Genomic DNA, 22,055 nt, shown 5'->3' on the forward strand with positions numbered 1-22,055 from the left:
TACTACACGCTCGGTTCCTGCTGGCTCAAACAGTGGAAGCTCCCCAATCCCCAAATGATATCGGTAGAATCTATCCCAACTACTTTCCTGTCGGGGAAGCAGCTCTGGATAATATCCAATGCTTTATCATCGTGCTTGCTGCGGTAAGTAGGCACTACAACCGCCGCGTTGCCGATGTAGAAGTTGGCGTAAGAGGCAGGCAGGCGCTGGTCGTCGTATATCACGGCATCGGGCATGGGCAGTTCTACAATGTTCAGTTGCTTGCCGTTTAGCAGGCGCATGGTTTTGAGGCTTTGCAGGTTCTCCTGAAGCAGGTGGTAATTCTCGTCGTTCTTGTTGTGTTCTACCACCGTAACTACGGTATCGGTATTAACAAAACGGGTAATATCGTCTATATGCCCGTCGGTATCATCGCCTACGATGCCATCGCCCAGCCAAAGTATCTGCTCTACGCCGTAGTATTTTTGCAGGTAGCCTTCTAGCTGTTGCTGGTTTAAATGCGGGTTACGGTTCGGGTTTAGCAGGCAGGCGGTGGTGGTAAGCAAGGTACCGGCACCGTTAAAATCTACCGAGCCGCCCTCCATCACTATGCCTGGATGATAAACCGGCAGGTTAAAGTGGTTGGCAATTTTGGTTGGGATAACATCGTCCAGATCATACGGAGGGTATTTGCAGCCCCAGGCGTTGTAGCCCCAGTCAACGATAGCTTTCTCTTTGGTTTCGTAGTTCACCAAAAAAGCGGGGCCATGGTCGCGGCACCAGGCATCGTTGGTTGCAAAGCGGAAGAACTCTACCTTGCTTAAATCTACGCCTACCAAATTCAATTGCATTTTGGCAAAAGCTTCCATTTGTTCATCCAAAACGTTAATTCGCACCAACTCGCCTTCGGTAAGTATCTTCACAAACTCGGCGTACTTGCCGTAAATCAAATCGATTTTTCCCGGCCAGGAAGCCTCCTTATGTGGCCAGCTAAGCCAGGTAGCGGTGTGGTGTGCCCATTCGGCGGGAAAGTGGAGTCCGGTTGGTATGTTGGTGGTGCTCATTGTGTCGTGTTATTAAAATCATAAAACCATGTCATTGCGAGGAGGAACGACGAAGCAACCTCATAGGACGCTCGGGCATGCTGAGGTTGCCGCGCTATCGCTCGCAATGACGTTAGGGTTGTAGCATTGAGAGAACTAATCGCCGTCGATCAGGCGTTTTGTAATTGGCTGATACGAATCTATACGACGATCCCTCAGGAACGGCCAGTGGCTGCGGTAGTAATCAGATTTATCCAGATCCAGTTCCATTACCACAACTTCCTCCTGATCTGGAGTGGTTTGGTGCATAATGGCGCCGAATGGATTGGCAAAGAACGATCCTCCCCAAAATTTTACGCCGGCTTCTTCGCCCACGCGGTTTACGCTTACCACGTAAACACCGTTGGCAACGGCGTGCGAGCGCTGTATGGTTTGCCATGCGTTGTATTGCTCCACGTTGGTGGCTTCGTCCTGCGTGGTGGCCCAGCCTATTGCGGTAGGGTAGAAGAGTATCTCGGCACCCATTAGTGCGGTAATGCGCGCGGCTTCGGGGTACCATTGGTCCCAGCAGATAAGCACGCCTATGGTGGCGAATTTAGTTTTGAAAACTTTGTAGCCCAGGTCGCCGGGGGTGAAGTAGAATTTCTCGTAAAAGCCCGGGTCATCGGGGATGTGCATCTTGCGGTATTTGCCCAGGTATTGGCCATCGGCATCTAAAACGGCGGTAGTATTATGGTAAACGCCCTGCGCACGTTTCTCAAACAGGGAGGCGATAATGACCACGCCAAGCTCGGCAGCGACAGCCGATAAAGCATCGCTTGACGGGCCGGGGATAGATTCCGCCAATGCAAAATTGTCGTAATCCTCTACGTCGCAAAAATAAAGCGACGTAAAAAGCTCCTGCAGGCAAACGATCTGCGCACCTTTAGCGGCAGCTTCGCGCACCTTTACGATAGCCTTATCCAGGTTTTCCTGCTTATTGGCAGTGCAGGTCATCTGCACCAGGCCTACTTGTACTTTTCCCATAGCGTTAGAAATTTGCCGCAAAACTACCGTTTTTTAAGAGATTGGAGGGAAATGATTAGAGATTAGTTATCCATCATCGCTAAAAATTACGCGGCGGTGATTAGCGGTTAAAGCAACCGAATTGAGAAAAACGCACAAGGGATAGAAAGAGGAAGTTGCGATAGGGATGGGCGCGGATACCTGCCTCGTGCGTAATGCCTGCAGGCGTATGAGCAGACAGCCCGGGCCGAAGGCATCGCCATAATAATTTGTCTGAACTCGAATTTTTATAGAATTAAACGAATTGACAGAATTTTAAAACAAAGCACTTCAATTTGCATTAACCTTTAACCTTTAACCTTTAACCTTTAACCTTTAACCTTTAACCACTTCCCTCTACCACCAATGTTAAGTTTTGTTAACTAATCGCTCACCTCAAATCAACTAATCGCTAAATTACTACCTTTGCACCCGGATGAAAGACTTGATAGAGACCGAGCTGGAAGAAACGGAGCAAGCCATAAAGCCTAAAAGCTGGAAAGATACGCTGTGGAGCGTAACCAAGGTGTTGCTTAAAGTAGGCGTAACCGTGGTATTGCTGTATCTGCTTTTCCATGGCAAGCAAGATCTGATAGACCAGGTAAAGAGCCGCCTGCTGCACGCAAACTACTGGTGGATGCTGGCCGCGCTTATCAGCTATATGTGCAGCATGGTGTTATCCTCCTGGCGTTTGCTGAGCTATTTTAAATCCATCGGCTTGAAACTCGACCCACGCTTCAACTTCCGCCTGTACCTTTTGGGCCTTTTTTATAACGTACTGTTGCCGGGCGGCATCGGCGGCGATGGTTACAAAATTTACCTGCTCAATAAAACTTACAAACTGCCGGCCCGCAAAATGTTTTGGGCCATTATGTTTGATAGGCTTAGCGGGCTTTGGGCCATAGGGCTCATTACCGTGGCGCTGATATTTTTGATACCGCAGATAGATATTCATATCGGTATCCCGCTGGGTATATTCACCCTTGCATCGGTTGTTTATTACGGCGTTGCCTATAAATTCTTCAGGGAATACACACATTACTTTTTCGAGGGGCACTTAAAGGCTGTAGGCGTGCAGGGCTTGCAGGTGATGGCGATTGTGTTTGTTTTGCTGGGGCAAAATTTTACCGGCAAGTTCTCGCCATACCTTTTATCTTTCCTGATATCGGCCCTGGCTACTATCATCCCTATCAGCATGGGCGGCGTAGGCGTACGCGAAACCGTATTCAGCTACCTGGCCAAATGGTTCCCCATGGAGAAAAGCCTTACATTGTTCTTGCCGGGTACGTTTTACCTTATATCGCTTATCGTGGCTCTGCTTGGTGTTTATTACCTCATACGCCCCAAACGTTTGGAGGAGGGTCTGACGAAAAACGATATGGAACTGCACGAGGATCAGGACCTTTAGTCCCGCGCTTTTGGATGCATTTCTCCCGGCGGCAAGCTGGAAATTCCTGGAAATCTATAGCTAAAAACTGCGCAAAAGTTGGAAAAAGCTGGAAATTTTTTTGAGGCTCAAAAAGCTGTTTTTAGTCAAAACAGCCATTCCATGCAAATTTGGCCTATTTGAGGTTTGCTAAGAAAAAGCCATAGAAACACCGAAAAAGCTAAGAAAAACACAGAAAAACTCAGATTTTTTACGGTGTTTTGCCAAATTTAAGCCCATGACAGGGGCAACTTAATGGCAGGTATGCTGGTCCCAATCCGGCCCAATTCCACTCGATTTTTCTAACATTTCTATAAAATAAAACGGGACAAGCATTTTTCAGAATCCGTAATTTAATTCGGGCATACGGGTCTCAAAAAATATTATATTCTGAATTAAAAATCTATCGAATCATAATCGGTTATTTGCTGTTTCTGTACAAGGAACCAGTTAAAACCAGCTTCCCAATGAGCCGATTTAATGATTTTAATAACCCCCAGGTTGCTGCGCTGCCCGCGCATCTTAAGCAATTCATCGTACCGCAGCACTATGAGCATTACACCCCGGTAGACCATGCCGTGTGGCGTTACGTAATGCGCCAAAACTACAGTTACCTTAAGGATGTTGCCTACTACCCCTATATCCCCGGCCTGCAAAAGGCAGGGCTTACCATAGAGAAAATACCCGATTTGCAGGACATGAACAATGCTTTGGCCAAAATTGGCTGGGGCGCGGTTACGGTTGATGGTTTTATACCGCCGGCGGCTTTTATGGAGTACCAGGCTTACCGGGTGCTGGTGATAGCTGCGGATATACGGCAGCTTAAGCACATCGAATACACCCCGGCGCCGGATATCATACATGAGTCGGCCGGGCATGCGCCCATTATTGCCGATAAGGACTACCACCAATACCTCAGCTACTTTGGTTCTATTGGAGCCAAGGCGATGTTCAGCGCACAGGATTTTGAGTTGTATGAAGCCATACGGGCATTATCGATATTGAAGGAGATGCCAGATGCTGATCTGGAAGAAATAAAAAAGGCCGAAGAATTGGTCGCCTACCGGCAGGATAACATGGGCGAGCCATCTGAAATGGCCCTGCTGAGCCGCCTGCACTGGTGGACAGTGGAATACGGATTGATAGGCACAATAGAAAATTCGAAGATATACGGAGCCGGTTTGCTATCCTCCATCGGTGAAAGCGCCAGCTGCATGATGGATGAGGTGAAAAAACTGCCTTATACCATCGATGCGGTAAAATATAGCTACGATATTACCAAAACACAACCGCAGCTTTTCGTTACACCCACGTTCCAGAATTTGATTGATGTGCTGGAACAATTTGCCGATACCATGGCATTCCGCAGAGGTGGAGCATATGGCCTGCAAAAAGCCATCGACAGCAAAAATACCTGCACGGCGGTGTATAGCTCGGGGCTACAGGTTTCGGGCACGTTTACGGCGATGTGCGCCGATGCGCAGGGCGATGTTTCGTTCCTGAAAACTACAGGCGCTACGGCTTTATCGGTAGATAATAAGCAGCTTAAGAGGCATGGCAAAAGCTATCATAAAGATGGGTTCAGCTCGCCCGTGGGTAAATTGGCAGCAAGTGAAAAAGCATTGGAGGATTTTACTGCAGATGAGCTAAAGGCCGCAGGCATAGAAATCGGCAAGGAAGCATCGCTCCGATTCGAAAGCGGCCTTAGCGTTTATGGCAAGGTGAAAAGCGTCGATGCGCAAAATGGTAAGATACAAATCATCACTTTTACCGATTGCACTGTAAAGGATAACGATGGCGAACTGCTGTTCCAACCCTCATGGGGTGTTTACGATATGGTTGTTGGTGAGCACATCGTATCTGTATTTTGCGGTGCGGCCGACAAGGATGCTTTTTTAGAAATTGCTTATAAATCAGCAACGGGAACCCATCATCCGGAATACGATCATATGACCCGCGAACTGCATAAACTTTACCAGCAAGTACGCAATCGCAGGCACAATGGCGGCGATTACGGCTACCTGGGTAATGTATGGCTGATGCTGCAAAAATACCACCACGACGACTGGCTCTGCGCATTAGAGATTTTAGAACTGCTCGACCATGAAGGTGTAGAACATGCGCTGGCTGCTGAGATACGGTCCTTCTTAGAAAATAAAGCCGTCGCCGAACCGGGGTATAAAAAGCTCATAAGCGATGGCTTGTACCTGATAAAGCATCCTGTGGAAGAAAAATTGGTGGTTTAGATACAAATACTAAATTTGCAATAACATTTATCAATTCCCCGCTAGCCAGCGGGGGTTAGGGAGCTCATGAATATCATTATAACAGGCGCAAGCAGCGGCGTAGGATTTGAAGCTGTGTTAGAACTTATTTTATCGGGCAAGCACAAAGTGATCGCGCTGGCCCGTTCGCAGGATAAACTGGAGAAACTGCTGGAGATTGCCAAAGGCCTTAATCCAGATTGCGAGCTGTATGCTATCGCTTTCGACATCGTACACGATGACTATGCCGGCCTGCAGCAATTCATTGCCGCTAACTTTGACAATAGGGTAGATGTACTGGTGAATAACGCCGGCGTTCTCATCAATAAGCCCTTTACCGAGCTTTTGGAAACGGACTTTGTAGAGATGCTGCAGAGCAACTACATAGGGCATGTGCGCATTATCCAAAGCTTGCTGGGTTTTATGGGCGAAGGCTCGCATATCCTTAACATAGGCTCAATGGGCGCTTTTCAGGGGAGTGCGAAATTCCCGGGATTGCTTGCCTACTCGGCCAGTAAAGCGGCCTTGCATACCTTAACCGAATGCCTTGCACAGGAACTAGTAGGGCAGGGCATCAAAGTAAACTGCCTGGCCCTGGGTTCGGCGCAAACCGAAATGCTGGAGCAGGCTTTTCCGGGCTACGAATCGCCGGTAATGGCATTTGAGATGGGCAAATACATTGCCGATTTCGCAGTTACCGGGCATCGGTTCTTTAACGGCAAAGTTCTACCGGTGGCGGTGACTACGCCATGAGGCATTATATGGCCGCATGATTTCTCTACCTCTGTCCGTCCCATAAATGGGACGGCAATGAAGGTGGGATTTCGGATATTATCATCTCCACTTCTCAACCTGCCAACAATCCTTAACCCACCTTCATTGCCGTCGGTTTCAACCGACGGGATAGGTCATATGCTTTCGCCAATTAGTCCTTGACCAAACTCCAACCGTAAATGGTTTTGAATTCGGTTGCTTCTTCTTCAAAGGATTTCCTCAGATGATGCTGCTCCTGGTTTTTAATGTAATTAATGACCCTCTTAACCTGAGATTCACCAACCGATACAGCGAAATAATCGTCCTGCCAGCAAAAAGGCTGTTCAATAATTTTGGTATTATTTATCCAGAAAGATGATTCGCCTTTTATAAGTTGGGCAACAGTAGAAATGCTTTGATTTTTCCCCAATGAAATTAAGCAATGCAGGTGGTCAACGTATCCATTAATCGTTTGCAGATAAATTTCCTTCTTTTTGCAGTTTCCGATAATATGTGTGCATACATCATGCCTTAATTCTTTTTTAAGCCAGGGTTGCCTGTTTTTTGTCGAAAAGACTAAATGAACCCAGATTTTAACAAACGACATTTTTTGATATTTAAATTTGTTTAATATTTTCACCAAAGCAGGATTCACTATTCCATCACATAAATGTTACGGCAATGAAGTTGTCTTACCAAACATATCCATATCCCCGCTTCATTGCCGTCGGTTTCAACCGGAATACCTCCGTCCCATAAATGGGACGGCAATGAAGGTGGGGTTTCGAATATTATCATCTCCACTTTTCTTCCTGCCAACAATCCTTAACCCACCCTCATTACCCTCGGTTTCAACCCACGGAATTCCTATTCCATCCCATAAATATGACGGCAATGAAGTTGTCTCGCCAAACATTTCCATCCTCTCACTTCATTGCCGTCGGTTTCAACCAATGGACCTAGCTCTATGCTTTAGCCCCCATCTTCACAAATTCATTTACCACAATTTCGGTAACGTAGCGTTTTACGCCCTCTTTATCGTTATACTGCCGGCTGGCCAGTTTGCCCTCAATAATTACCGAATCGCCTTTTTTTAAATAGCTCTCGGCCAGGTTTGCCTGAGCTCCCCAAAGTACGATCTGGTGCCATTGGGTTTCGGTTACTTTTTCGCCTTTGTCGTTTTTATAGCTTTCGTTAGTGGCTATAGATAGGCGCGCCAGTTTACGGTTATTGTCAAATGTTTTCACTTCAGGGTCCATGCCCAGGTTGCCGATCAGCCTTACGCTGTTTTTCAATGTTGTCATTTTTGTAGTTTTAAAATGGTATTCGATTAATTGATGATACAAAGTTGCAGCGGGCTGGGAAGGTTAGTCGGATAATAAGCGCTTATAAACGACAGTATCCGTTTGCAAGCGTTTGCAAACGGATAATTAATCATTTATCTTTATCAGGTGAATGCAGAAAGAACCTGTTTAGATTGCGGAACGCCCTTACATGGTCGTGCGGATAAAAAATTCTGTAACGACCTGTGCCGCAATAATTATAATAATCAGCTTAACAGCAACAGCTATAACCTGGTGCGCAATATCAATAATATCTTGCGCCGTAACCGCCGCGTAATAGAAGAGCTGAACCCATCGGGCAAAACCAAAACCACGCGCGAGAAACTGCTGAAGAACGGTTTCGATTTTGAATATTTCACCAGCAGCTACAAAACACAGGCAGGCGCGCGCTACTTCTTTTGTTACGAACAAGGCTACCTGCTGCTGGATAACGACGAAGTACTACTGGTAAAAAGTAAAAAGGAAACAGCCAAATTTGGAGAAGCAGGAAATTGAATTTTGCCAAAATGCTTAATATGAGAGGCTTTGTAATTCTTTTTTAGGCCTTTTCCTGGCCCTGGGTTCGGCGCAAACCGTAATGCTGGAGCAGGCTTTTCCTGGCTATGAATCACCCGTGACGGCATTTGAGATGGGCAAATAAATCGCCGATTTTGCTGTTGCCGGCCGCCGCTTTTTTAACGGGAAAGTATTGCCGGTTTCGGTTACTACGCCGTAGGTTTACTATATTGCATGCCATGAAGCTATTCTTATCCGCCGTATTTTTCCTGATGTTTTCAACCTTGGCAGCGAAGGCCCAGGAACCCGATTGCCTGAAATTCCACGATGGTAAATTTAAACTGGTTGACCCGAAGTACGGCACTTTTATCATTACCCGCAAAGGCGATACGCAAACCGAGCAAATATTGGGCGATACTACCGTTTACACTTTTAAGGTTACCTGGATAGATGAGTGCACCTACCGGTTGGATGACGGTGAAAAATTCAAGAAGGATTTCAAGCCGCTCGGCCCCAACGACGTGTTTACCGTGCACATCATTAAAACCACCGCCGATTCGTACACGCAGATTTCCAGTTCTTCATCCATTAAGAAAAAACTGGTGAAAACACTCTTCAGGATAGAGTAGTTTGATGCTGCCCATAGTTCCGTGGTAAACCGGCCAGACGCGCTTTTTTCAATAAGCCGCCGTTTATTTTCATCGCAAAGTAATATCTCCACCCCACCGCCTATTTTACAAAACACTGAGACGGCTTTGCGCTTTGCTATGCATATTTGCCAAAAAAAATATCATGCCGCATCTATTCAGTCCTATAAAAATAAAAAATGTTGAGTTAAAGAACCGTATCGTGGTATCGCCCATGTGCGAATACTCTGCCATAGATGGTTTCGCCAATAACTGGCACCTGGTACATCTGGGCAGCCGCGCCGTTGGTGGTGCCGGTCTGATCATCACCGAGGCCACAGCCGTATCGCCTGAGGGGCGTATTTCTTATGGCGATTTGGGCATCTGGAAAGATGAGCACATCGCCAAACTAAAAGAGATTACCAATTTCATCAGCGAGCAAGGCGCGGTAGCAGGTGTCCAGTTAGCACACGCCGGCCGAAAAGCCAGCCACGATTTGCCCTGGACCGGTGGCAAACAAATACCATCTGCCGAAGAAAACGGTTGGGTAACTTTCGCACCCAGCGCGCTTCCTTTCACCGAAAGCGAGGAGGCCCCACTGGAACTCGACCGCCAAGGCATTGCCAAAGTAATTGACGACTTCCGCGCTGCTGCCGTACGCGCATTGGCTGCAGGCTTTAAGGTTATAGAATTGCATGGCGCACACGGGTACCTCATCAACCAGTTTTTATCGCCCCTGAGCAACCACCGCGCCGATGCTTATGGCGGTACACTGGAGAACCGCGCCCGTTTACTATTAGAGATCATAGAAGCCGTAAAAGAAGTTTGGCCTCAGGAATACCCGCTGTTCGTTCGCATATCTGCCACTGATTGGACCGAAGGTGGCTGGACGATAGATGACTCGGTGGTCTTAGCCAAAATATTGCTTGATAAAGGCATCGACTTGATTGATACCAGCACCGGCGGCAATGTTGCCGGCGTGCGCATCCCCTTAAAACCGGGCTACCAGGTAGAATTTTCCGAAGCCATAAAAAATAGGACAGGCATACTCACCGGTGCTGTAGGTTTGATAACCACTGCGCAGCAAGCCGACGGCATCATCCAAACCGGCCAGGCCGATTTGGTGCTGCTGGCACGCGAACTACTGCGCGACCCGCATTTCCCCCTCCGCGCAGCGCATGAGTTGGGTGCTGATGTGAAATGGCCGTTGCAGTACGAACGGGCAAAGTGGTAGCCCGCTTCACACAATCATAACACCTAATATTTTCAATCAAACCAACATATTGCTACATTCGTAAAAACTAAAAAACAAAACACTACCATGAAACGCACAGCAAATGCACATTGGAACGGCACCCTGCAAGCAGGTCAGGGTGAAATTACCACCCAAAGCACCATCCTTAACAAAACACAGTATTCTTTCAAAACCCGCTTTGCCGACGGTATAGGCACTAACCCCGAAGAATTGATAGCTGCTGCACACGCAGGCTGCTTCACTATGGCAGTTGGCGCGGCATTATCGCAGGCAGGCATCACTCCCGGCGATTTAACCACCGATGCTATCCTTGATCTGGATATGCAAGCACTGGAAATAAAAGGCATCCACCTGGAATTGAAAGCATCAGTAATCGACGGCGTAGACGAAGCCAAGTTCAAAGAAGTGGCCGAAGGCGCAAAGGCCGGCTGCATCGTATCAAAAGCATTGAGCGTGCCTATTACGCTGAACGTTACCTACGCTTAAGCAAGTTAACATATTATTAAGCGGCGATGGCGCAAACCATCGCCGCTTTTTTTTGTAGCATACATAAACAATTTACATGCTTAATACCTCACGTTCTCGCATATCCATCACCGCGATTTTTTACCTGGTGATAATTGCCTCGGCAATCTTCCTGTTCTTTTATATCAAAGGGCGATTCGCTACGCGCACGGAGGTAACCGAGGATATTATGGTATCTAAGATTACAGCCATGGGCAAGTTGGAACTGGTAAAATATTCCATGAAGGACGTGGTGGAAAAGAAGGAGATTCACCCCATACTGCCCGATGAACGCGTGCTGTTCGTAGCGGTAGGGGAGGTAACCGCCTGTATCGATCTTACCAGAGTGAAGAAAGAAGACATTGTGCAGTCGAAAGACAGCGTTTGGCTAACCCTGCCCCGGCCAGAGATATGCTACGTAAAGTTGGATCATCAAAAATCGAGCGTGTACGATGTATCGGGCGTGTGGTTTGCCGATAAGGCTAAAACCATGGTAGAAGACGTGTACAAAATTGCCGAGAAAAAGATGCTGGCCACCGCCGGCGAAATGAATTTGCTGGGCAAGGCGCAGGAGAACGCCGGGCTTATATTCAAGCCTTTTTTAGAGGGTGTATCTGGTAAAAAGGTGGCCCTGAAATTTAAATGATAACTAAAGGTTAAGTTTTAAAATAATGCAATATATTTATGGTTTACAATCTACCATAAATATGGCTTCAAAATTTACCAAACAAATTGTATTGGGTACGGCTGCATTGCTTTGTACCCTTTGTGCAGCCGCGCAGCCGCGATTGCCCCTGGGATATTTCTGGAAAAAACTGCCCAATGGCCTCGAAGTGGTGGTGATAGAGAACCCCAAAGTACCTTTGGCTACCGTAGAGATAGCTGTAAAGAACGGCGCCTACACCGAGGGCCCCGAGTACAGCGGCCTCTCGCACCTGTTCGAGCATATGTTTTTTAAGGCCAACAAAGATTATCCCGACCAGGAGAAATTCCTGAAACGTACTAAAGAACTCGGGGATATTTGGAACGGCACCACCGGCAACGAGCGCGTAAACTATTATTTTACCGCTAATAAAGATAGCCTGAACGGCGTGCTGAGGCTGATGAATGCGGCCATCCGTTTCCCTATTTACCGGGAAGAAGACATGGCAAAAGAACGCCCGGTGGTAGACGGCGAGTTCCAGCGGAACGAAAGCAGCCCCTACTTCCAGCTGTATTTCGATGTGAACAAACTGATGTGGGGCGACCTCATCACCCGCAAGATGGCCATAGGCATACATGAGGTTATCAATACCGCCACGCCCGCCAAAATGATGACCATTAAGGATAGATATTACTACCCCAACAATAGCCTGCTTATCATTTGCGGCGATGTAAAGCACGAAGATGCCTTTAAGCAAGCCGAAGGCGTTTTTGGCAACTGGGCAAGCAGCGGTTTCAACCCGTTAGAAAAGTACCCTATCCCTGCTTTTACCCCTATCGCGCAAAGCCAGGCATTCGTAAAAGAAAGCACCATAGCCCAAACGCCTTATATGATGCTGGCCTGGCAAGGGCCCGCTTTCATGACCGATTCGGCGGGTACCGTTGCTGCGGATGTGTTCTCTACGGTAGTTGGGCTCAACTCTTCAAAACTGCAGCAGGCACTGGTAGATAAGGGTCTGGCATCATCGGTAGGACTAAATTATTCAACCAGCCACTATACCGGCGGTATAAGTCTGTTCGTGGTTCCTAATCCCAATAAATTAAAAGAGTGCTACGAGGTGTTACAGGCCCAGGTGAGCCAGTGGAGCAACCCCGATTATTTTACCGACGAGCAATTGAATGATGCCAAGGCCATTTTGCTGCGTAACCACAGCCGCGAAGCCGAAAAACCATCCAGCCTGCCCAGTCAGCTCAGCTACCAATGGTGCAGTACTTCGCTCAATTACTTTACCGACCTTACGGATAACTACCAAAAGGTAAGTAGGCCCGATATTGCCAAGTACATCAGCACGTATATTACCGGCAAACCATCCATAGCCGGGCTGATCATCAACCCCGAAATGAGCAAGCAAAGCGATGCCAAAACGTTTTTCGTAGTGGCCAAATAACATTTAAAAATATCTGAGATGAAAAAGAGAAACTTATTTGCGCTGCTTGTATTAGCTGTTATTTGCAGCGCCGGCACAGCAAGCGCCCAGTTAAAACCCTACGAAACCATCGTAAGCGGCGTAAAAGTAATTGTGCAGCCCAGCGGCAACGATATAGTAGAGATACAAACCGTAATAAAAGGCGGCGTGCAAAACTACCCTGCCGAAAGGATGGGCATAGAGGGTATGGCTATTAACGCGCTTACCGAGTGCGGCACCTTAAAACACGATAAAAATAGCTTTAAGAACGCCCTGGATAAGGTAAGCGCCGAGGTATGGGGCTTCGATACCAAAGAATACGCCATCATTCGCATGAATTGCATTAAAAGCGATTTCGAGACGGTTTGGCCTTTATATGCCGAGGCTATTACCCAGCCGGCTTTTGACGTGAAAGAGTTTGAACGCATAAAACAAGACGCGATAAGCACGCTGAAATCAAATGATGCCGACCCGGACGGTGCCATAGACAAATATGCCGATAAAGTAGCCTTTGCCGGCCGCGATTATGCCAAAGACCCGGATGGCACGGTAGCTATCCTCAGCAAACTTACCGCTGCCGAAACCAAAAAGTACTACCAGGGCATACTCACCAAATCGCGCATGGTGATCATCGTAGTGGCCGATTTGCCGCAGGCGGATATAGAAGCCCGTGTAGCAGCTATGCTGGCCGGGGTTAAACAAGGCTTGCCGTTCGAGGCCAAGAAGTCGTTTTTTAGGTCGTATAAAAACAGTTTCTCTTCCGAGAAACGGGACCTGGCAACCAATTACGTAGAGGGCATCAGCAGCGGCCCGGCACCCGGTACGCCCGATTTCAACGCTTTTAACGTGGCCATGCGCATATTTGCCGACAGGCACTTTTTAGAGGTGCGCACTAACAACGGCTTGTCCTACGCTCCGAGCGCATGGTTCAGCGTGGGTAATACTGCGGTAGCCAAGTTTTCGGTATCAACTACGCAGCCCGATAAATACATCGCCGTTTTTGATAAATTGGTTGATAAGGTAAAAACACAAGGCTTTAGGGCAGATGAGGTTGCCGATATGAAAGTGACCTACCTCACAGGCTTCTATTACAAAAACGAAACCAACCAGGCACAAGCCACCTCATTGGTAAACAACGAAGTGCTGCACAATAATTGGAAACGCTCTATTACTTTGGTAGACGATATCAAAAAGCTTACGCCGGAGGAAGTAACCAACGCCTTTCGCAAATACATCGGCAACATCGTGTGGGTTTACCAGGGCGACCCCAAAAAGGTTAACCCATTACTGTTCACCAACGGCACACTAAACAAAGGCGGTAGCCCGGTTAGTCATTAAGTTCATAGATGATGGTTGATAGTTCATGGTAGCTCATCGGCAGCAGCTTGAAGCTCCCTTATTTCTACTATGAACTATCATCTATTAACCATGAACTAAGAATCTACCCCTACGGCTTTCTTCCTGCGGCCGCCCCATCTATCACCAATTTGGCGGGTGGGGATATTATCGCCGAGGAGTTTGCCCCAGGGTTTGAGTGCGTCTATACGGTCGAAGATGATCTTGAGTACTGCCACAAAGGGGATGGAAAGGAACATGCCCGATAAGCCCCAAAGCTGGTTGCCCAAAAGCACCACTACGATAGACATCAGCGCATTTATTTGCACTTTAGATGATACGATGCGCGGTACCAGCACATTGTTATCGATGAATTGTATAACGATGTAGGCAATGATCACCCCCAACTGTGTGGAGTAGCCGTCTTTGGTTACGGTAGCCATCAGCACGGGCAGGCCAATGGCTATGATACCACCGAGGTAGGGTATCAGGTTCAGGATGGCGCCTATGCAACCTATCAGTATGCCGTATTTTACGCCAAGCAGCAATAAGGCCCCGGAGTTTAGGGTTGCTACGATGATCATCTCTATCAGCAAGCCTACAATATAACTTTGTATGGCCCCCTTGGTTTCGCTTAAAACCTCGCTTACCTTTTTTGAATTTTCCTCGGCAAATACCTCGTACAAGAAATTGAGGATAAGCGGCTTATAAAGCAGCATGAAAAAAATATAAACCGGCAGCAGAAAAATGATGCCGAGCGTACCTATTAAACCACCCAGGGTTTTGCCAACCATGGCCTGGCTGTTGCCGAGGGCTTCTTTTACCATTTGGTCCTGCTTGGCAACGGCTATGCCGAAGGTGGCCTGTACCCAGTCCTTTAATTGCAAACTCATCTCAGCAAACTTTCTCTTCAGCATGGGCAGCGAATCGCCGAACTGTATAATCTGAGTAGACAGGAAATAAAATACTGCAGCAACAAACAATATGGCAACCGCCATGGCAATAGCTATGGCGGCAGCACGGGGCATTTTATAACGCTGTAGGCGGTTGGCAAGCGGGTTTAGCAATATAGCCAAAAAGGCAGCGAAGGCAAGCGGCACCAAAATATCGGTAAGGGTGGCTAATGTATACACCAGCAGCACCAAACCAAACAACACGGCAGTTGCCTGTATGTAAAAGGGCTGGTCTTTAATTTTTATGGGCATGTAGGTATGTTTGCATATTTACACAGAAAAGGAAATTGCGGTGCAATTGTTTTCGGGCTATGTGCATAATATCAAAAGAAATATAAAGGAATTGGAACTCACATTAATCCTTTCGACGTGGAATTTTCGATGACGGGCTGATATCGCGATATATACCTTAGCTCATCATTTATCATCATAATGGCCAAGAGCAGAAACAACGGTAACGGTGATGACGTTATCTTCGATGAAATAAACTAACCTGTCTTTTTTATTAACCCTTCTCGACCAATATCCGGCTAATTCAAACTTTAATCTTTCGGGTTTCCCGGTGCCGGTTTCAGGATGATCGTATAATTCTGAGATAATGCGTTCAACCTTTTTTATAGATGCTTTATCGCCCGATTTCTGAATGCTCAGCAAGTCGCGTTTAGCATTTTCGGATAGTATTACCCTAAATTTTCCCATAGGGATTTACCGGGGTCAAGCGTAACGAATTTGCCCTCTTCAACTTGTTTTTTGCTTTCTTTGATTTTGGCTACAAAATCGGGGTCATAGGAACTTTTATTGGTTTCAAACTTAAGGTTGAGTGCTTTAGCGAAAGCCTTCAAAGCAGATAGCTGCTCTTTGTTTTCGGGATGTATAATCACTGATTCCATAAACAAATTTAAAAATAAAAAAAGAAACCTAACTGTTTTTCTTGCAGTTAGGTTCTGTAATATGGTATAGGGCTTGTCGGTTATCCCAGCAAATTCTTCCAGCTTACCAAATCGCCTATGATTTTTTCCAGGTCGTCGGCAGCTACGCGTTCCTGTGCCATGCTGTCGCGGTGGCGGATGGTTACGGTGTTGTCTTCTAATGTTTGATGATCTACCGTGATACAGAAAGGCGTGCCTATGGCATCCTGGCGACGGTAGCGTTTGCCTATGGCATCTTTTTCCTCGTATTGCAGGTTAAAGTCAAGCTTCAGCTTATCCATTATCTCGCGGGCCTTTTCGGGCAGGCCGTCTTTTTTGGTCAGCGGGAAAATGGCGGCTTTAACCGGTGCCAGGCAAGGGTGCAGGCGCAGCACGGTACGGCTGTCTTGTTTTTCTTCGGTGCTCAGGTCTTCTTCTTCAAAGGCGTTTATCATCGTCAGCAAGAACATCCTGTCGAGGCCTATCGAAGTTTCTATAACGTAAGGAATATAGTTACCGAAAGGTTTTCCGGTTTCCGGGTCTACCTCAGGGTCGAAGTATTGCATCTTCTTGCGCGAGAATTTCTCGTGCTGGCTCAAGTCGTAATTAGTACGGCTGTGGATACCTTCTACTTCTTTAAAGCCGAACGGGAAATCGAACTCGATGTCGTAAGCGGCATCGGCGTAGAATGCAAGTTTAGTGTGCTCGTGGTAGCGGTATTTGGCAGCATCGGTGCCCAGGGCGAGGTGCCATTTTAAACGTGCAGCCTTCCACTTCTCGAACCATTCTTTCTGCGTGCCGGGGCGTACGAAGTATTGCATCTCCATCTGCTCAAACTCACGCATGCGGATGATGAACTGGCGGGCGATAACCTCGTTACGGAAAGCCTTACCAATTTGTGCAATACCGAAAGGGATTTTCATCCTGCCCGATTTTTGCACGTTAAGGTAGTTTACGAATATCCCCTGCGCGGTTTCGGGGCGCAGGTAAATAGTGTCTGATTCATCGGCAATGGCGCCAACCTGCGTGCTGAACATCAGGTTGAACTGGCGAACGTCGGTCCAGTTAGCGGTATTGCTTATGGGGCATTTTATATTCTGTTCGATGATAAGCTCCTTCAAACGCGGCAGGTTCTCTGCTTTCAAAGCATTATCCATCTCCAGTTGCAGTTCTTCTGCTTCGCTGGTTTTGCCTTCTTCGTCGAGCTTGGCTATCCTGTCTTCCAGCAGTTGGTCGGCGCGGTAGCGTTTGTTGCTGTCCTTATTATCAATCATCGGGTCGCTAAAGCCGTCTACGTGGCCGCTTGCTTTCCAGATGGTGGGGTGCATAAATATAGCAGAATCAAGCCCAACGATATTATCGTGCATCTGCACCATGGCTTTCCACCAGTAGGTTTTGATGTTGTTCTTCAGTTCGGCACCGTTTTGGCCGTAATCGTAAACAGCGCTTAGTCCATCGTAAATCTCGCTACTCGGGAAAACAAAGCCATACTCCTTGGCGTGCGATATAACATTCTTGAAAAGTTCGTCGGTTGAATTGCTCATAATAAGGGCAAAGATAGTTTTTAGAGGCGAAGTCCGAAAGTCCGAAAGTCTGAAAAGTCCGGAAGTCGGAACCTCCAATGCCTATCTTACAAAATTTGGCATTGTGGGCGCCTCACTAGTAATCTTTCCGACTTTCGGACTTCCCAACTTTCGGACTATTTTTCAATCCGTCAACGGCACATGCTTCGCTTCCACTTCTGGCTTTGGCTGGCCCTCGTTTATCTTTTTTACGTATAGCTCGTCTGCCAGTATGATGATGATGGCCAGCAACGGTACAGACAATATGATGCCCAGCGCACCCGATAGGGTACCCATAATTACCTGGCTGATGATCGTTAGCGCAGGCGGCAGGTTGATGATTTTGTTCTGGATAATAGGCGTTACGATATTGCTTACGATGGTTTGCGATACCATATAAATAAGCGCCACCACGATAGCCGTATTGGTGCTTATGGTGAGGGCCAGCAAAACGCCGGGTATCATGGCTACCATCGAGCCGAAGTTGGGGATGATTTTCAGCATGCCCGCAAACAGGGCTAATACCAGTACGGCCGGTATGTTAACGATGCTGAGGCCTATGACCAACATAATGGTAATCAACACCATCGATAGCAGCGTGCCCTTTAGCCAGCCTTTAAGTGATACGTTAACGCGGTTCATGATACAGCGCCACAGCTCTTTTTTCTCGGGCGGGATAATGATCAGGAAACCCTCTTTGTAAACCGAAGGGCTCACGGTAAAGAATATCCCCAAAAACAGGATGATATAAATATTGCCCAGTACCCCGAAGCTGGTACTAAAGAACTGTTGTGCGGTTACGAATAGCTTGCCCGAGTTATCGTCAAGGTAGGTGAGTACCTGCTGGCCAACAGGGGTTTCTGCAAGCTTGCCGCGCGCAGCATTGATGGTACCCGGCAACGAGTGGCTAAGCTGGGCCACCTGGTGCTGTATTTTTGTACCCATAAACCAAAGCAGCGCAGCTATAATAGCAAACGAGCCACCTACTGATAAAGCCATGGCCGCCTTGCGCCCCCATTTTGTTTTGCGCTGGATAATATTGCCCAGGCCATGGAAATAGGTAGCAATAAGCGTTGCCGCCAGTATCATCAGCAATACATTGAAAGCAACACGGGCTATCAGTACCACTATGACCAGCAGCGCTACGATGCCTACGGTGTGCCATACTTTTTGTATGTAAGTAAGCTCGCGTTTTGGGCGGGGTGTGGGTATTTGGGGTTTGGGGTCGATATTTTCCATTACGTTTAAAGGACAATGATGCCGCCTAAATGTTTTGATGTGCATCGCCTATAAAAGACGCGGGGTATTTTGGCTTGTGATGTGGGCGTACACAAGACCACCAGATAGACTTTTCGACGCAGTGTTCCATTTTGAATGTGGAACACTATTTTTTAAATAGCCATTGATTATCAAATAGTTGCATTTTTTAGCGGAACACTTTGGAACATCCCTGTTGTTTAGGTAAAATCCGTAATGTGCTTATTGTTAAATACTTAAACATAATAAGTGAAATGCTTTTTTGGACGCAAAGTGGAACACCTTGCGTAAACCCTAATCAGGATTATGCTCCCGAGGTGTATTGTAATATAGCCTGCCCGCCGGGACTCCTTCAAAAAGTTTTGCAATAAACCCTCCGAAAGCTGTTTTTTAACAATATTTTTGCAGCATATGGCTGATACAATTACCCCCATGAACCGGTTGAACAAACTTTTCGCTGCTAAAAAGCATGACCTGCTGTCTATCTACTTCACCGCCGGTTACCCCGGGCTGGATACCACGGTAGATATTGCCGAGGCGCTGGAAAAAGCCGGTGCCGATTTCCTGGAGGTAGGGTTCCCGTATTCAGACCCGGTTGCCGATGGGCCTACCATACAGCATAGCTCGGAACAGGCCCTGCTGAACGGCATGACGCTGGCCGTGTTGTTCGAACAACTGAAGGATTTGCGCCAACGCGTAAGCATCCCCATATTGCTCATGGGTTATGTAAACCCCATCGTACAATATGGCGTAGAACGTTTCTGCAAAGATGCAGCTGCGGTTGGCGTAGATGGTATCATCGTGCCGGACCTGCCTATGTACGAATACGAAATGCTGTACAGCAACTATTTCGAAGATAATAACCTCAGCAATATATTCCTGGTTACGCCACAAACTTCAGAGGAGCGTATCCGTAAGATAGATGCCTTGAGCAACAGCTTTATATACCTGCTATCCTCATCATCTATCACCGGCGGCAACTTGCAGCTTACCGATAGCATCGAAAGCTATTACACCCGTGTAAAGGCTATGGAGTTGAATAACCCAGCTATCATCGGTTTCGGCATATCAGATCATGCCTCGTTCAGCAAAGCTTGCCAGTACGCCAATGGCGCCATCGTTGGTAGCGCGTTCGTTAAATTACTGGGGACTGAAGGTTATATGGAGAAGATACCGGGCTTCATTGCGGGGATAAAAGGGTAGCGTATTTTTCCTTAAATTTCTTTAATTTTCTTTGCTTTTCTTCGTTTTAGGGCTGCAAAAGCTTGCTTTTCGCAAGGGCTATATAATCATCTACTAATACCGTAGTGGCTTCCATACGTTTCGCTTTTTCGAAGTTTGCCAGGGCCTCGCTGAGGTGACCGGTTTCCAACTGGTACATGCCCTGAACCAGGTAGATGTAGGCGTTGTGCTCGTTCAGCACCATCGAACGGTTTATGTCGACTAAAGCATCGTCCATCAGTCCAAGCTTAATGTTGGAATACGCTCGGTTGGTTACCGAGTAGGCTGCATTAGGGTCGATTTTGCAGGCTTTGTTTAAATCGGCTTTGGCGGCAGCATAGTTACCCAGTAGGTTGTGCACAAAGCCGCGGTTGTTGTAGGCGTAATAGCTTTCATCATCCAACTCTATAGCCTTGTCCAGCAACGCCAGTGCTTCAGGATATTCTTTTAGCTGTATGTTGGCGAACGACAAGTTTATGGCATTGTAAGAAGTAAGTGAGGCCAACAGCCCCGCATCCATATACTTTTCTTTGAACGCCGTGAGCGCAGCAAATTGTTTCAGCTCTACATAACTTTGTATATACAGGCTGGCGATGTATTCGTTGAGGTATCGCTTATCTATGCGGTCCAGTTCCGTTAAGGTTTCCCGGAATTGGTTGTGATAGAAAAAGGCCGCAGCCTTGAAAAGATACGTGTTTGTTCCCCGCAGTTTAAGGATATCGATAAGCTGCTTCCCGTCGGAATACAAAGTAGTATCCGGCTCTAATTTGCGGGGATATAAGTTACCGATGAGATTGAGCAAGGTGCAGCCTAGCAGTATCACCACCATAATCTTCAGCGGACCGTGAAAGTCGCCGTCAATTACTGCCGGCATAAGCAAAGCCGCTATGGCCACCGTTACCAATGGACCGCCCAGTAGTATGGCGTAGTTTTTTGTGGCCGATGGGATAGCCTCGTAGGTACTAAGCCCACCCGCCCGTAAATAGGAGAGGCGGGGTTTTATCCTGATGGTTAATTTGCTTATGCGAATTTTCGGCCCCACATCGTCGCCGTAGGAACCGATGTAGATGGTGACGGGTCGTTTGGTGAAAAATAGCGCGGGCAGTGCGTGCCCAAGTTCGTGCAGGAGGATGATGATAAAGCTTGCAGTATTAAGTACTATTAAGCCGGCGATAGCAAACACCCCCAATAAAAGCCAGTTTTCGTTCATCGGCCGAAAATTAGGATGTTTTTGGCAGATATCCTTATAAATAATCTTCCAGCACGCCCTTGCCTTCGCGGATAACCTCGAAATCTCCGCCGGTGCAATCTACAACGGTAGAAGGCACGTTGTCGCCGTAGCCGCCGTCTATCACGAAATCTACCAAATCCTGGTATTTCTCGTAAATCAGTTCCGGGTCGGTACTGTATTCGATGATGTCGTCCTCATCGTGGATGGAGGTGGAAAGGATAGGGTTGCCCAGCACCTTCACAATTTCCCGGGCGATATTGTTATCAGGCACACGGATACCCACCGTTTTCTTGTTGGAACTAAGCAGTTTGGGCACCGCATGGCTGGCATTGAATATAAAGGTGAATGGCCCCGGCAAAGCTTTTTTCAGCACCCTGAAGGTGGCATTGTCTATGGGTTTGATATAATCGGAGATATGACTCAGATCGTAGCAGATGAACGAGAAATTAGCCTTCTCGGGTTTGATGCCGCGTATCTTACAGATAGCTTCAATGGCCTTGTGATTGGTTATGTCGCAACCCAGCCCGTAAACGGTATCGGTTGGGTAAATGATGAGACCGCCCTTGCGCAGCACATCGGCAACTTGCTCTATGGCTTTTGGGTTGGGGTTCTCGGGGTATATTTTGATTAGCATGATTTTATATTTCGGAATTCGGATGTTCGATTTCGGATTTGCCTATTTGGCGCTGCCTTCGAATTCCTATAAGTACATATTAAATACAAAAATGCCGAATAATTGTTATATCCG

At 47.3% G+C, this 22,055-nt stretch carries 22 protein-coding genes and 1 pseudogene; 12 read left to right on the plus strand and 11 right to left on the minus strand.

What is annotated here, in order from left to right; genetic code table 11:
• Nucleotides 1–2 precede the first annotated feature (2 nt).
• Nucleotides 3–1,043 (minus strand): agmatine deiminase family protein, encoded by a 1,041-nt coding sequence (locus tag AC1DXC_RS07805; RefSeq protein ID WP_477458586.1) that lies wholly within the window; start codon nt 1,041–1,043, stop codon nt 3–5.
• Between the two features lie 135 nt (nt 1,044–1,178).
• The gene (locus AC1DXC_RS07810; RefSeq protein ID WP_477458587.1) at nt 1,179–2,048 is read right to left on the minus strand and encodes a carbon-nitrogen hydrolase; all 870 of its coding nucleotides are present in this window, start codon (nt 2,046–2,048) and stop codon (nt 1,179–1,181) included.
• A 454-nt stretch (nt 2,049–2,502) separates the two neighbouring features.
• Between AC1DXC_RS07810 and AC1DXC_RS07815 the strand changes: the two genes are divergently transcribed.
• The 3 genes from AC1DXC_RS07815 to AC1DXC_RS07825 all read left to right on the plus strand — a co-directional run bounded on the left by AC1DXC_RS07815 (nt 2,503) and on the right by AC1DXC_RS07825 (nt 6,509).
• Nucleotides 2,503–3,474, plus strand: coding sequence for a lysylphosphatidylglycerol synthase transmembrane domain-containing protein (locus AC1DXC_RS07815; protein ID WP_477458588.1), 972 nt, complete (start codon nt 2,503–2,505; stop codon nt 3,472–3,474).
• A gap of 485 nt (nt 3,475–3,959) precedes the next feature.
• Nucleotides 3,960–5,738: an aromatic amino acid hydroxylase gene (locus tag AC1DXC_RS07820; RefSeq protein WP_477458589.1), complete on the plus strand. Its 1,779-nt coding sequence runs from the start codon at nt 3,960–3,962 to the stop codon at nt 5,736–5,738.
• A gap of 66 nt (nt 5,739–5,804) precedes the next feature.
• Entirely contained in the window at nt 5,805–6,509 is a 705-nt protein-coding gene (locus AC1DXC_RS07825) for an SDR family NAD(P)-dependent oxidoreductase (RefSeq protein WP_477458590.1), read from the plus strand.
• Between the two features lie 172 nt (nt 6,510–6,681).
• Here AC1DXC_RS07825 and tnpA read toward each other — a convergent pair whose 3' ends face one another.
• Both tnpA and AC1DXC_RS07835 read right to left on the minus strand, forming a co-directional pair.
• Nucleotides 6,682–7,116: an IS200/IS605 family transposase gene (gene tnpA / locus AC1DXC_RS07830; protein ID WP_477458591.1), complete on the minus strand. Its 435-nt coding sequence runs from the start codon at nt 7,114–7,116 to the stop codon at nt 6,682–6,684.
• A gap of 358 nt (nt 7,117–7,474) precedes the next feature.
• Nucleotides 7,475–7,813, minus strand: a complete 339-nt coding sequence (locus tag AC1DXC_RS07835; RefSeq protein ID WP_477458592.1) for a single-stranded DNA-binding protein — start codon at nt 7,811–7,813, stop codon at nt 7,475–7,477.
• Nucleotides 7,814–7,960: 147 nt separating this feature from the next.
• On the opposite strand from AC1DXC_RS07835, the gene AC1DXC_RS07840 reads away from it, so the two are divergent.
• The 8 genes and pseudogenes from AC1DXC_RS07840 (at nt 7,961) to AC1DXC_RS07875 (ending at nt 14,178) form a co-directional block, all read left to right on the plus strand.
• Nucleotides 7,961–8,347: a hypothetical protein gene (locus AC1DXC_RS07840; protein ID WP_477458593.1), complete on the plus strand. Its 387-nt coding sequence runs from the start codon at nt 7,961–7,963 to the stop codon at nt 8,345–8,347.
• 55 nt (nt 8,348–8,402) lie between these two features.
• Nucleotides 8,403–8,567 (plus strand): annotated as a pseudogene (locus AC1DXC_RS07845) (short-chain dehydrogenase); the annotation flags it as partial.
• Nucleotides 8,568–8,586: 19 nt separating this feature from the next.
• A complete protein-coding gene (locus AC1DXC_RS07850) occupies nt 8,587–8,976 on the plus strand; it encodes a hypothetical protein (protein ID WP_477458594.1) in 390 nt (129 codons plus the stop codon).
• Nucleotides 8,977–9,139: 163 nt separating this feature from the next.
• Nucleotides 9,140–10,207, plus strand: a complete 1,068-nt coding sequence (gene namA, locus AC1DXC_RS07855) for an NADPH dehydrogenase NamA (protein ID WP_477458595.1) — start codon at nt 9,140–9,142, stop codon at nt 10,205–10,207.
• A gap of 87 nt (nt 10,208–10,294) precedes the next feature.
• Entirely contained in the window at nt 10,295–10,714 is a 420-nt protein-coding gene (locus AC1DXC_RS07860; protein WP_128531669.1) for an OsmC family protein, read from the plus strand.
• Between the two features lie 76 nt (nt 10,715–10,790).
• Nucleotides 10,791–11,378 (plus strand): DUF4230 domain-containing protein, encoded by a 588-nt coding sequence (locus tag AC1DXC_RS07865; protein WP_477458596.1) that lies wholly within the window; start codon nt 10,791–10,793, stop codon nt 11,376–11,378.
• A gap of 61 nt (nt 11,379–11,439) precedes the next feature.
• Entirely contained in the window at nt 11,440–12,822 is a 1,383-nt protein-coding gene (locus AC1DXC_RS07870) for a M16 family metallopeptidase (protein WP_477458597.1), read from the plus strand.
• Nucleotides 12,823–12,840: 18 nt separating this feature from the next.
• On the plus strand, nt 12,841–14,178 hold the full coding sequence (locus tag AC1DXC_RS07875; protein ID WP_477458598.1) for a M16 family metallopeptidase: 1,338 nt from the start codon (nt 12,841–12,843) through the stop codon (nt 14,176–14,178).
• 95 nt (nt 14,179–14,273) lie between these two features.
• Here AC1DXC_RS07875 and AC1DXC_RS07880 read toward each other — a convergent pair whose 3' ends face one another.
• From AC1DXC_RS07880 to AC1DXC_RS07900, 5 genes are all read right to left on the minus strand, one after another.
• Nucleotides 14,274–15,380 carry an AI-2E family transporter gene (locus AC1DXC_RS07880; protein WP_477458599.1) on the minus strand — a complete coding sequence of 369 codons (1,107 nt, stop codon included), beginning with the start codon at nt 15,378–15,380 and terminating at the stop codon, nt 14,274–14,276.
• Between the two features lie 165 nt (nt 15,381–15,545).
• On the minus strand, nt 15,546–15,827 hold the full coding sequence (locus AC1DXC_RS07885) for a Txe/YoeB family addiction module toxin (RefSeq protein WP_477458600.1): 282 nt from the start codon (nt 15,825–15,827) through the stop codon (nt 15,546–15,548).
• Nucleotides 15,809–16,018 carry a DUF2683 family protein gene (locus AC1DXC_RS07890; protein WP_477458601.1) on the minus strand — a complete coding sequence of 70 codons (210 nt, stop codon included), beginning with the start codon at nt 16,016–16,018 and terminating at the stop codon, nt 15,809–15,811. The genes AC1DXC_RS07885 and AC1DXC_RS07890 overlap by 19 nt, the downstream gene beginning before the upstream one ends.
• 80 nt (nt 16,019–16,098) lie before the next feature.
• Complete coding sequence (locus tag AC1DXC_RS07895) at nt 16,099–17,580, minus strand: glycine--tRNA ligase (protein ID WP_477458602.1); 1,482 nt, start codon at nt 17,578–17,580, stop codon at nt 16,099–16,101.
• Nucleotides 17,581–17,742: 162 nt separating this feature from the next.
• Nucleotides 17,743–18,837 carry an AI-2E family transporter gene (locus AC1DXC_RS07900; protein ID WP_477458603.1) on the minus strand — a complete coding sequence of 365 codons (1,095 nt, stop codon included), beginning with the start codon at nt 18,835–18,837 and terminating at the stop codon, nt 17,743–17,745.
• A 450-nt stretch (nt 18,838–19,287) separates the two neighbouring features.
• Between AC1DXC_RS07900 and trpA the strand changes: the two genes are divergently transcribed.
• Entirely contained in the window at nt 19,288–20,058 is a 771-nt protein-coding gene (gene trpA, locus AC1DXC_RS07905) for a tryptophan synthase subunit alpha (protein ID WP_477458722.1), read from the plus strand.
• Between the two features lie 46 nt (nt 20,059–20,104).
• Here trpA and AC1DXC_RS07910 read toward each other — a convergent pair whose 3' ends face one another.
• Nucleotides 20,105–21,286 carry a hypothetical protein gene (locus AC1DXC_RS07910; RefSeq protein ID WP_477458604.1) on the minus strand — a complete coding sequence of 394 codons (1,182 nt, stop codon included), beginning with the start codon at nt 21,284–21,286 and terminating at the stop codon, nt 20,105–20,107.
• Nucleotides 21,287–21,320: 34 nt separating this feature from the next.
• Complete coding sequence (locus tag AC1DXC_RS07915) at nt 21,321–21,941, minus strand: L-threonylcarbamoyladenylate synthase (protein ID WP_477458605.1); 621 nt, start codon at nt 21,939–21,941, stop codon at nt 21,321–21,323.
• Between the last annotated feature and the right edge of the window lie 114 nt (nt 21,942–22,055).

The organism is Mucilaginibacter sp. P2_D11 (assembly GCF_056404435.1).

What these genes read in the sequence shown, in the direction of transcription:
- AC1DXC_RS07865 (WP_477458596.1), top strand. Translation starts at nt 10,791, where the DNA reads ATGCTTAATACCTCACGTTCTCGCATATCCATCACCGCGATTTTTTAC.
- AC1DXC_RS07815 (WP_477458588.1), top strand. Translation starts at nt 2,503, where the DNA reads ATGAAAGACTTGATAGAGACCGAGCTGGAAGAAACGGAGCAAGCCATA.
- AC1DXC_RS07885 (WP_477458600.1), bottom strand. Translation starts at nt 15,827, where the DNA reads ATGGGAAAATTTAGGGTAATACTATCCGAAAATGCTAAACGCGACTTG.
- AC1DXC_RS07870 (WP_477458597.1), top strand. Translation starts at nt 11,440, where the DNA reads ATGGCTTCAAAATTTACCAAACAAATTGTATTGGGTACGGCTGCATTG.
- AC1DXC_RS07810 (WP_477458587.1), bottom strand. Translation starts at nt 2,048, where the DNA reads ATGGGAAAAGTACAAGTAGGCCTGGTGCAGATGACCTGCACTGCCAAT.
- AC1DXC_RS07890 (WP_477458601.1), bottom strand. Translation starts at nt 16,018, where the DNA reads ATGGAATCAGTGATTATACATCCCGAAAACAAAGAGCAGCTATCTGCT.
- AC1DXC_RS07835 (WP_477458592.1), bottom strand. Translation starts at nt 7,813, where the DNA reads ATGACAACATTGAAAAACAGCGTAAGGCTGATCGGCAACCTGGGCATG.
- AC1DXC_RS07915 (WP_477458605.1), bottom strand. Translation starts at nt 21,941, where the DNA reads ATGCTAATCAAAATATACCCCGAGAACCCCAACCCAAAAGCCATAGAG.
- AC1DXC_RS07895 (WP_477458602.1), bottom strand. Translation starts at nt 17,580, where the DNA reads ATGAGCAATTCAACCGACGAACTTTTCAAGAATGTTATATCGCACGCC.
- AC1DXC_RS07805 (WP_477458586.1), bottom strand. Translation starts at nt 1,043, where the DNA reads ATGAGCACCACCAACATACCAACCGGACTCCACTTTCCCGCCGAATGG.
- AC1DXC_RS07910 (WP_477458604.1), bottom strand. Translation starts at nt 21,286, where the DNA reads ATGAACGAAAACTGGCTTTTATTGGGGGTGTTTGCTATCGCCGGCTTA.
- AC1DXC_RS07825 (WP_477458590.1), top strand. Translation starts at nt 5,805, where the DNA reads ATGAATATCATTATAACAGGCGCAAGCAGCGGCGTAGGATTTGAAGCT.
- tnpA (WP_477458591.1), bottom strand. Translation starts at nt 7,116, where the DNA reads ATGTCGTTTGTTAAAATCTGGGTTCATTTAGTCTTTTCGACAAAAAAC.
- AC1DXC_RS07860 (WP_128531669.1), top strand. Translation starts at nt 10,295, where the DNA reads ATGAAACGCACAGCAAATGCACATTGGAACGGCACCCTGCAAGCAGGT.
- AC1DXC_RS07875 (WP_477458598.1), top strand. Translation starts at nt 12,841, where the DNA reads ATGAAAAAGAGAAACTTATTTGCGCTGCTTGTATTAGCTGTTATTTGC.
- AC1DXC_RS07900 (WP_477458603.1), bottom strand. Translation starts at nt 18,837, where the DNA reads ATGGAAAATATCGACCCCAAACCCCAAATACCCACACCCCGCCCAAAA.
- namA (WP_477458595.1), top strand. Translation starts at nt 9,140, where the DNA reads ATGCCGCATCTATTCAGTCCTATAAAAATAAAAAATGTTGAGTTAAAG.
- trpA (WP_477458722.1), top strand. Translation starts at nt 19,288, where the DNA reads ATGAACCGGTTGAACAAACTTTTCGCTGCTAAAAAGCATGACCTGCTG.
- AC1DXC_RS07820 (WP_477458589.1), top strand. Translation starts at nt 3,960, where the DNA reads ATGAGCCGATTTAATGATTTTAATAACCCCCAGGTTGCTGCGCTGCCC.
- AC1DXC_RS07880 (WP_477458599.1), bottom strand. Translation starts at nt 15,380, where the DNA reads ATGCCCATAAAAATTAAAGACCAGCCCTTTTACATACAGGCAACTGCC.
- AC1DXC_RS07850 (WP_477458594.1), top strand. Translation starts at nt 8,587, where the DNA reads ATGAAGCTATTCTTATCCGCCGTATTTTTCCTGATGTTTTCAACCTTG.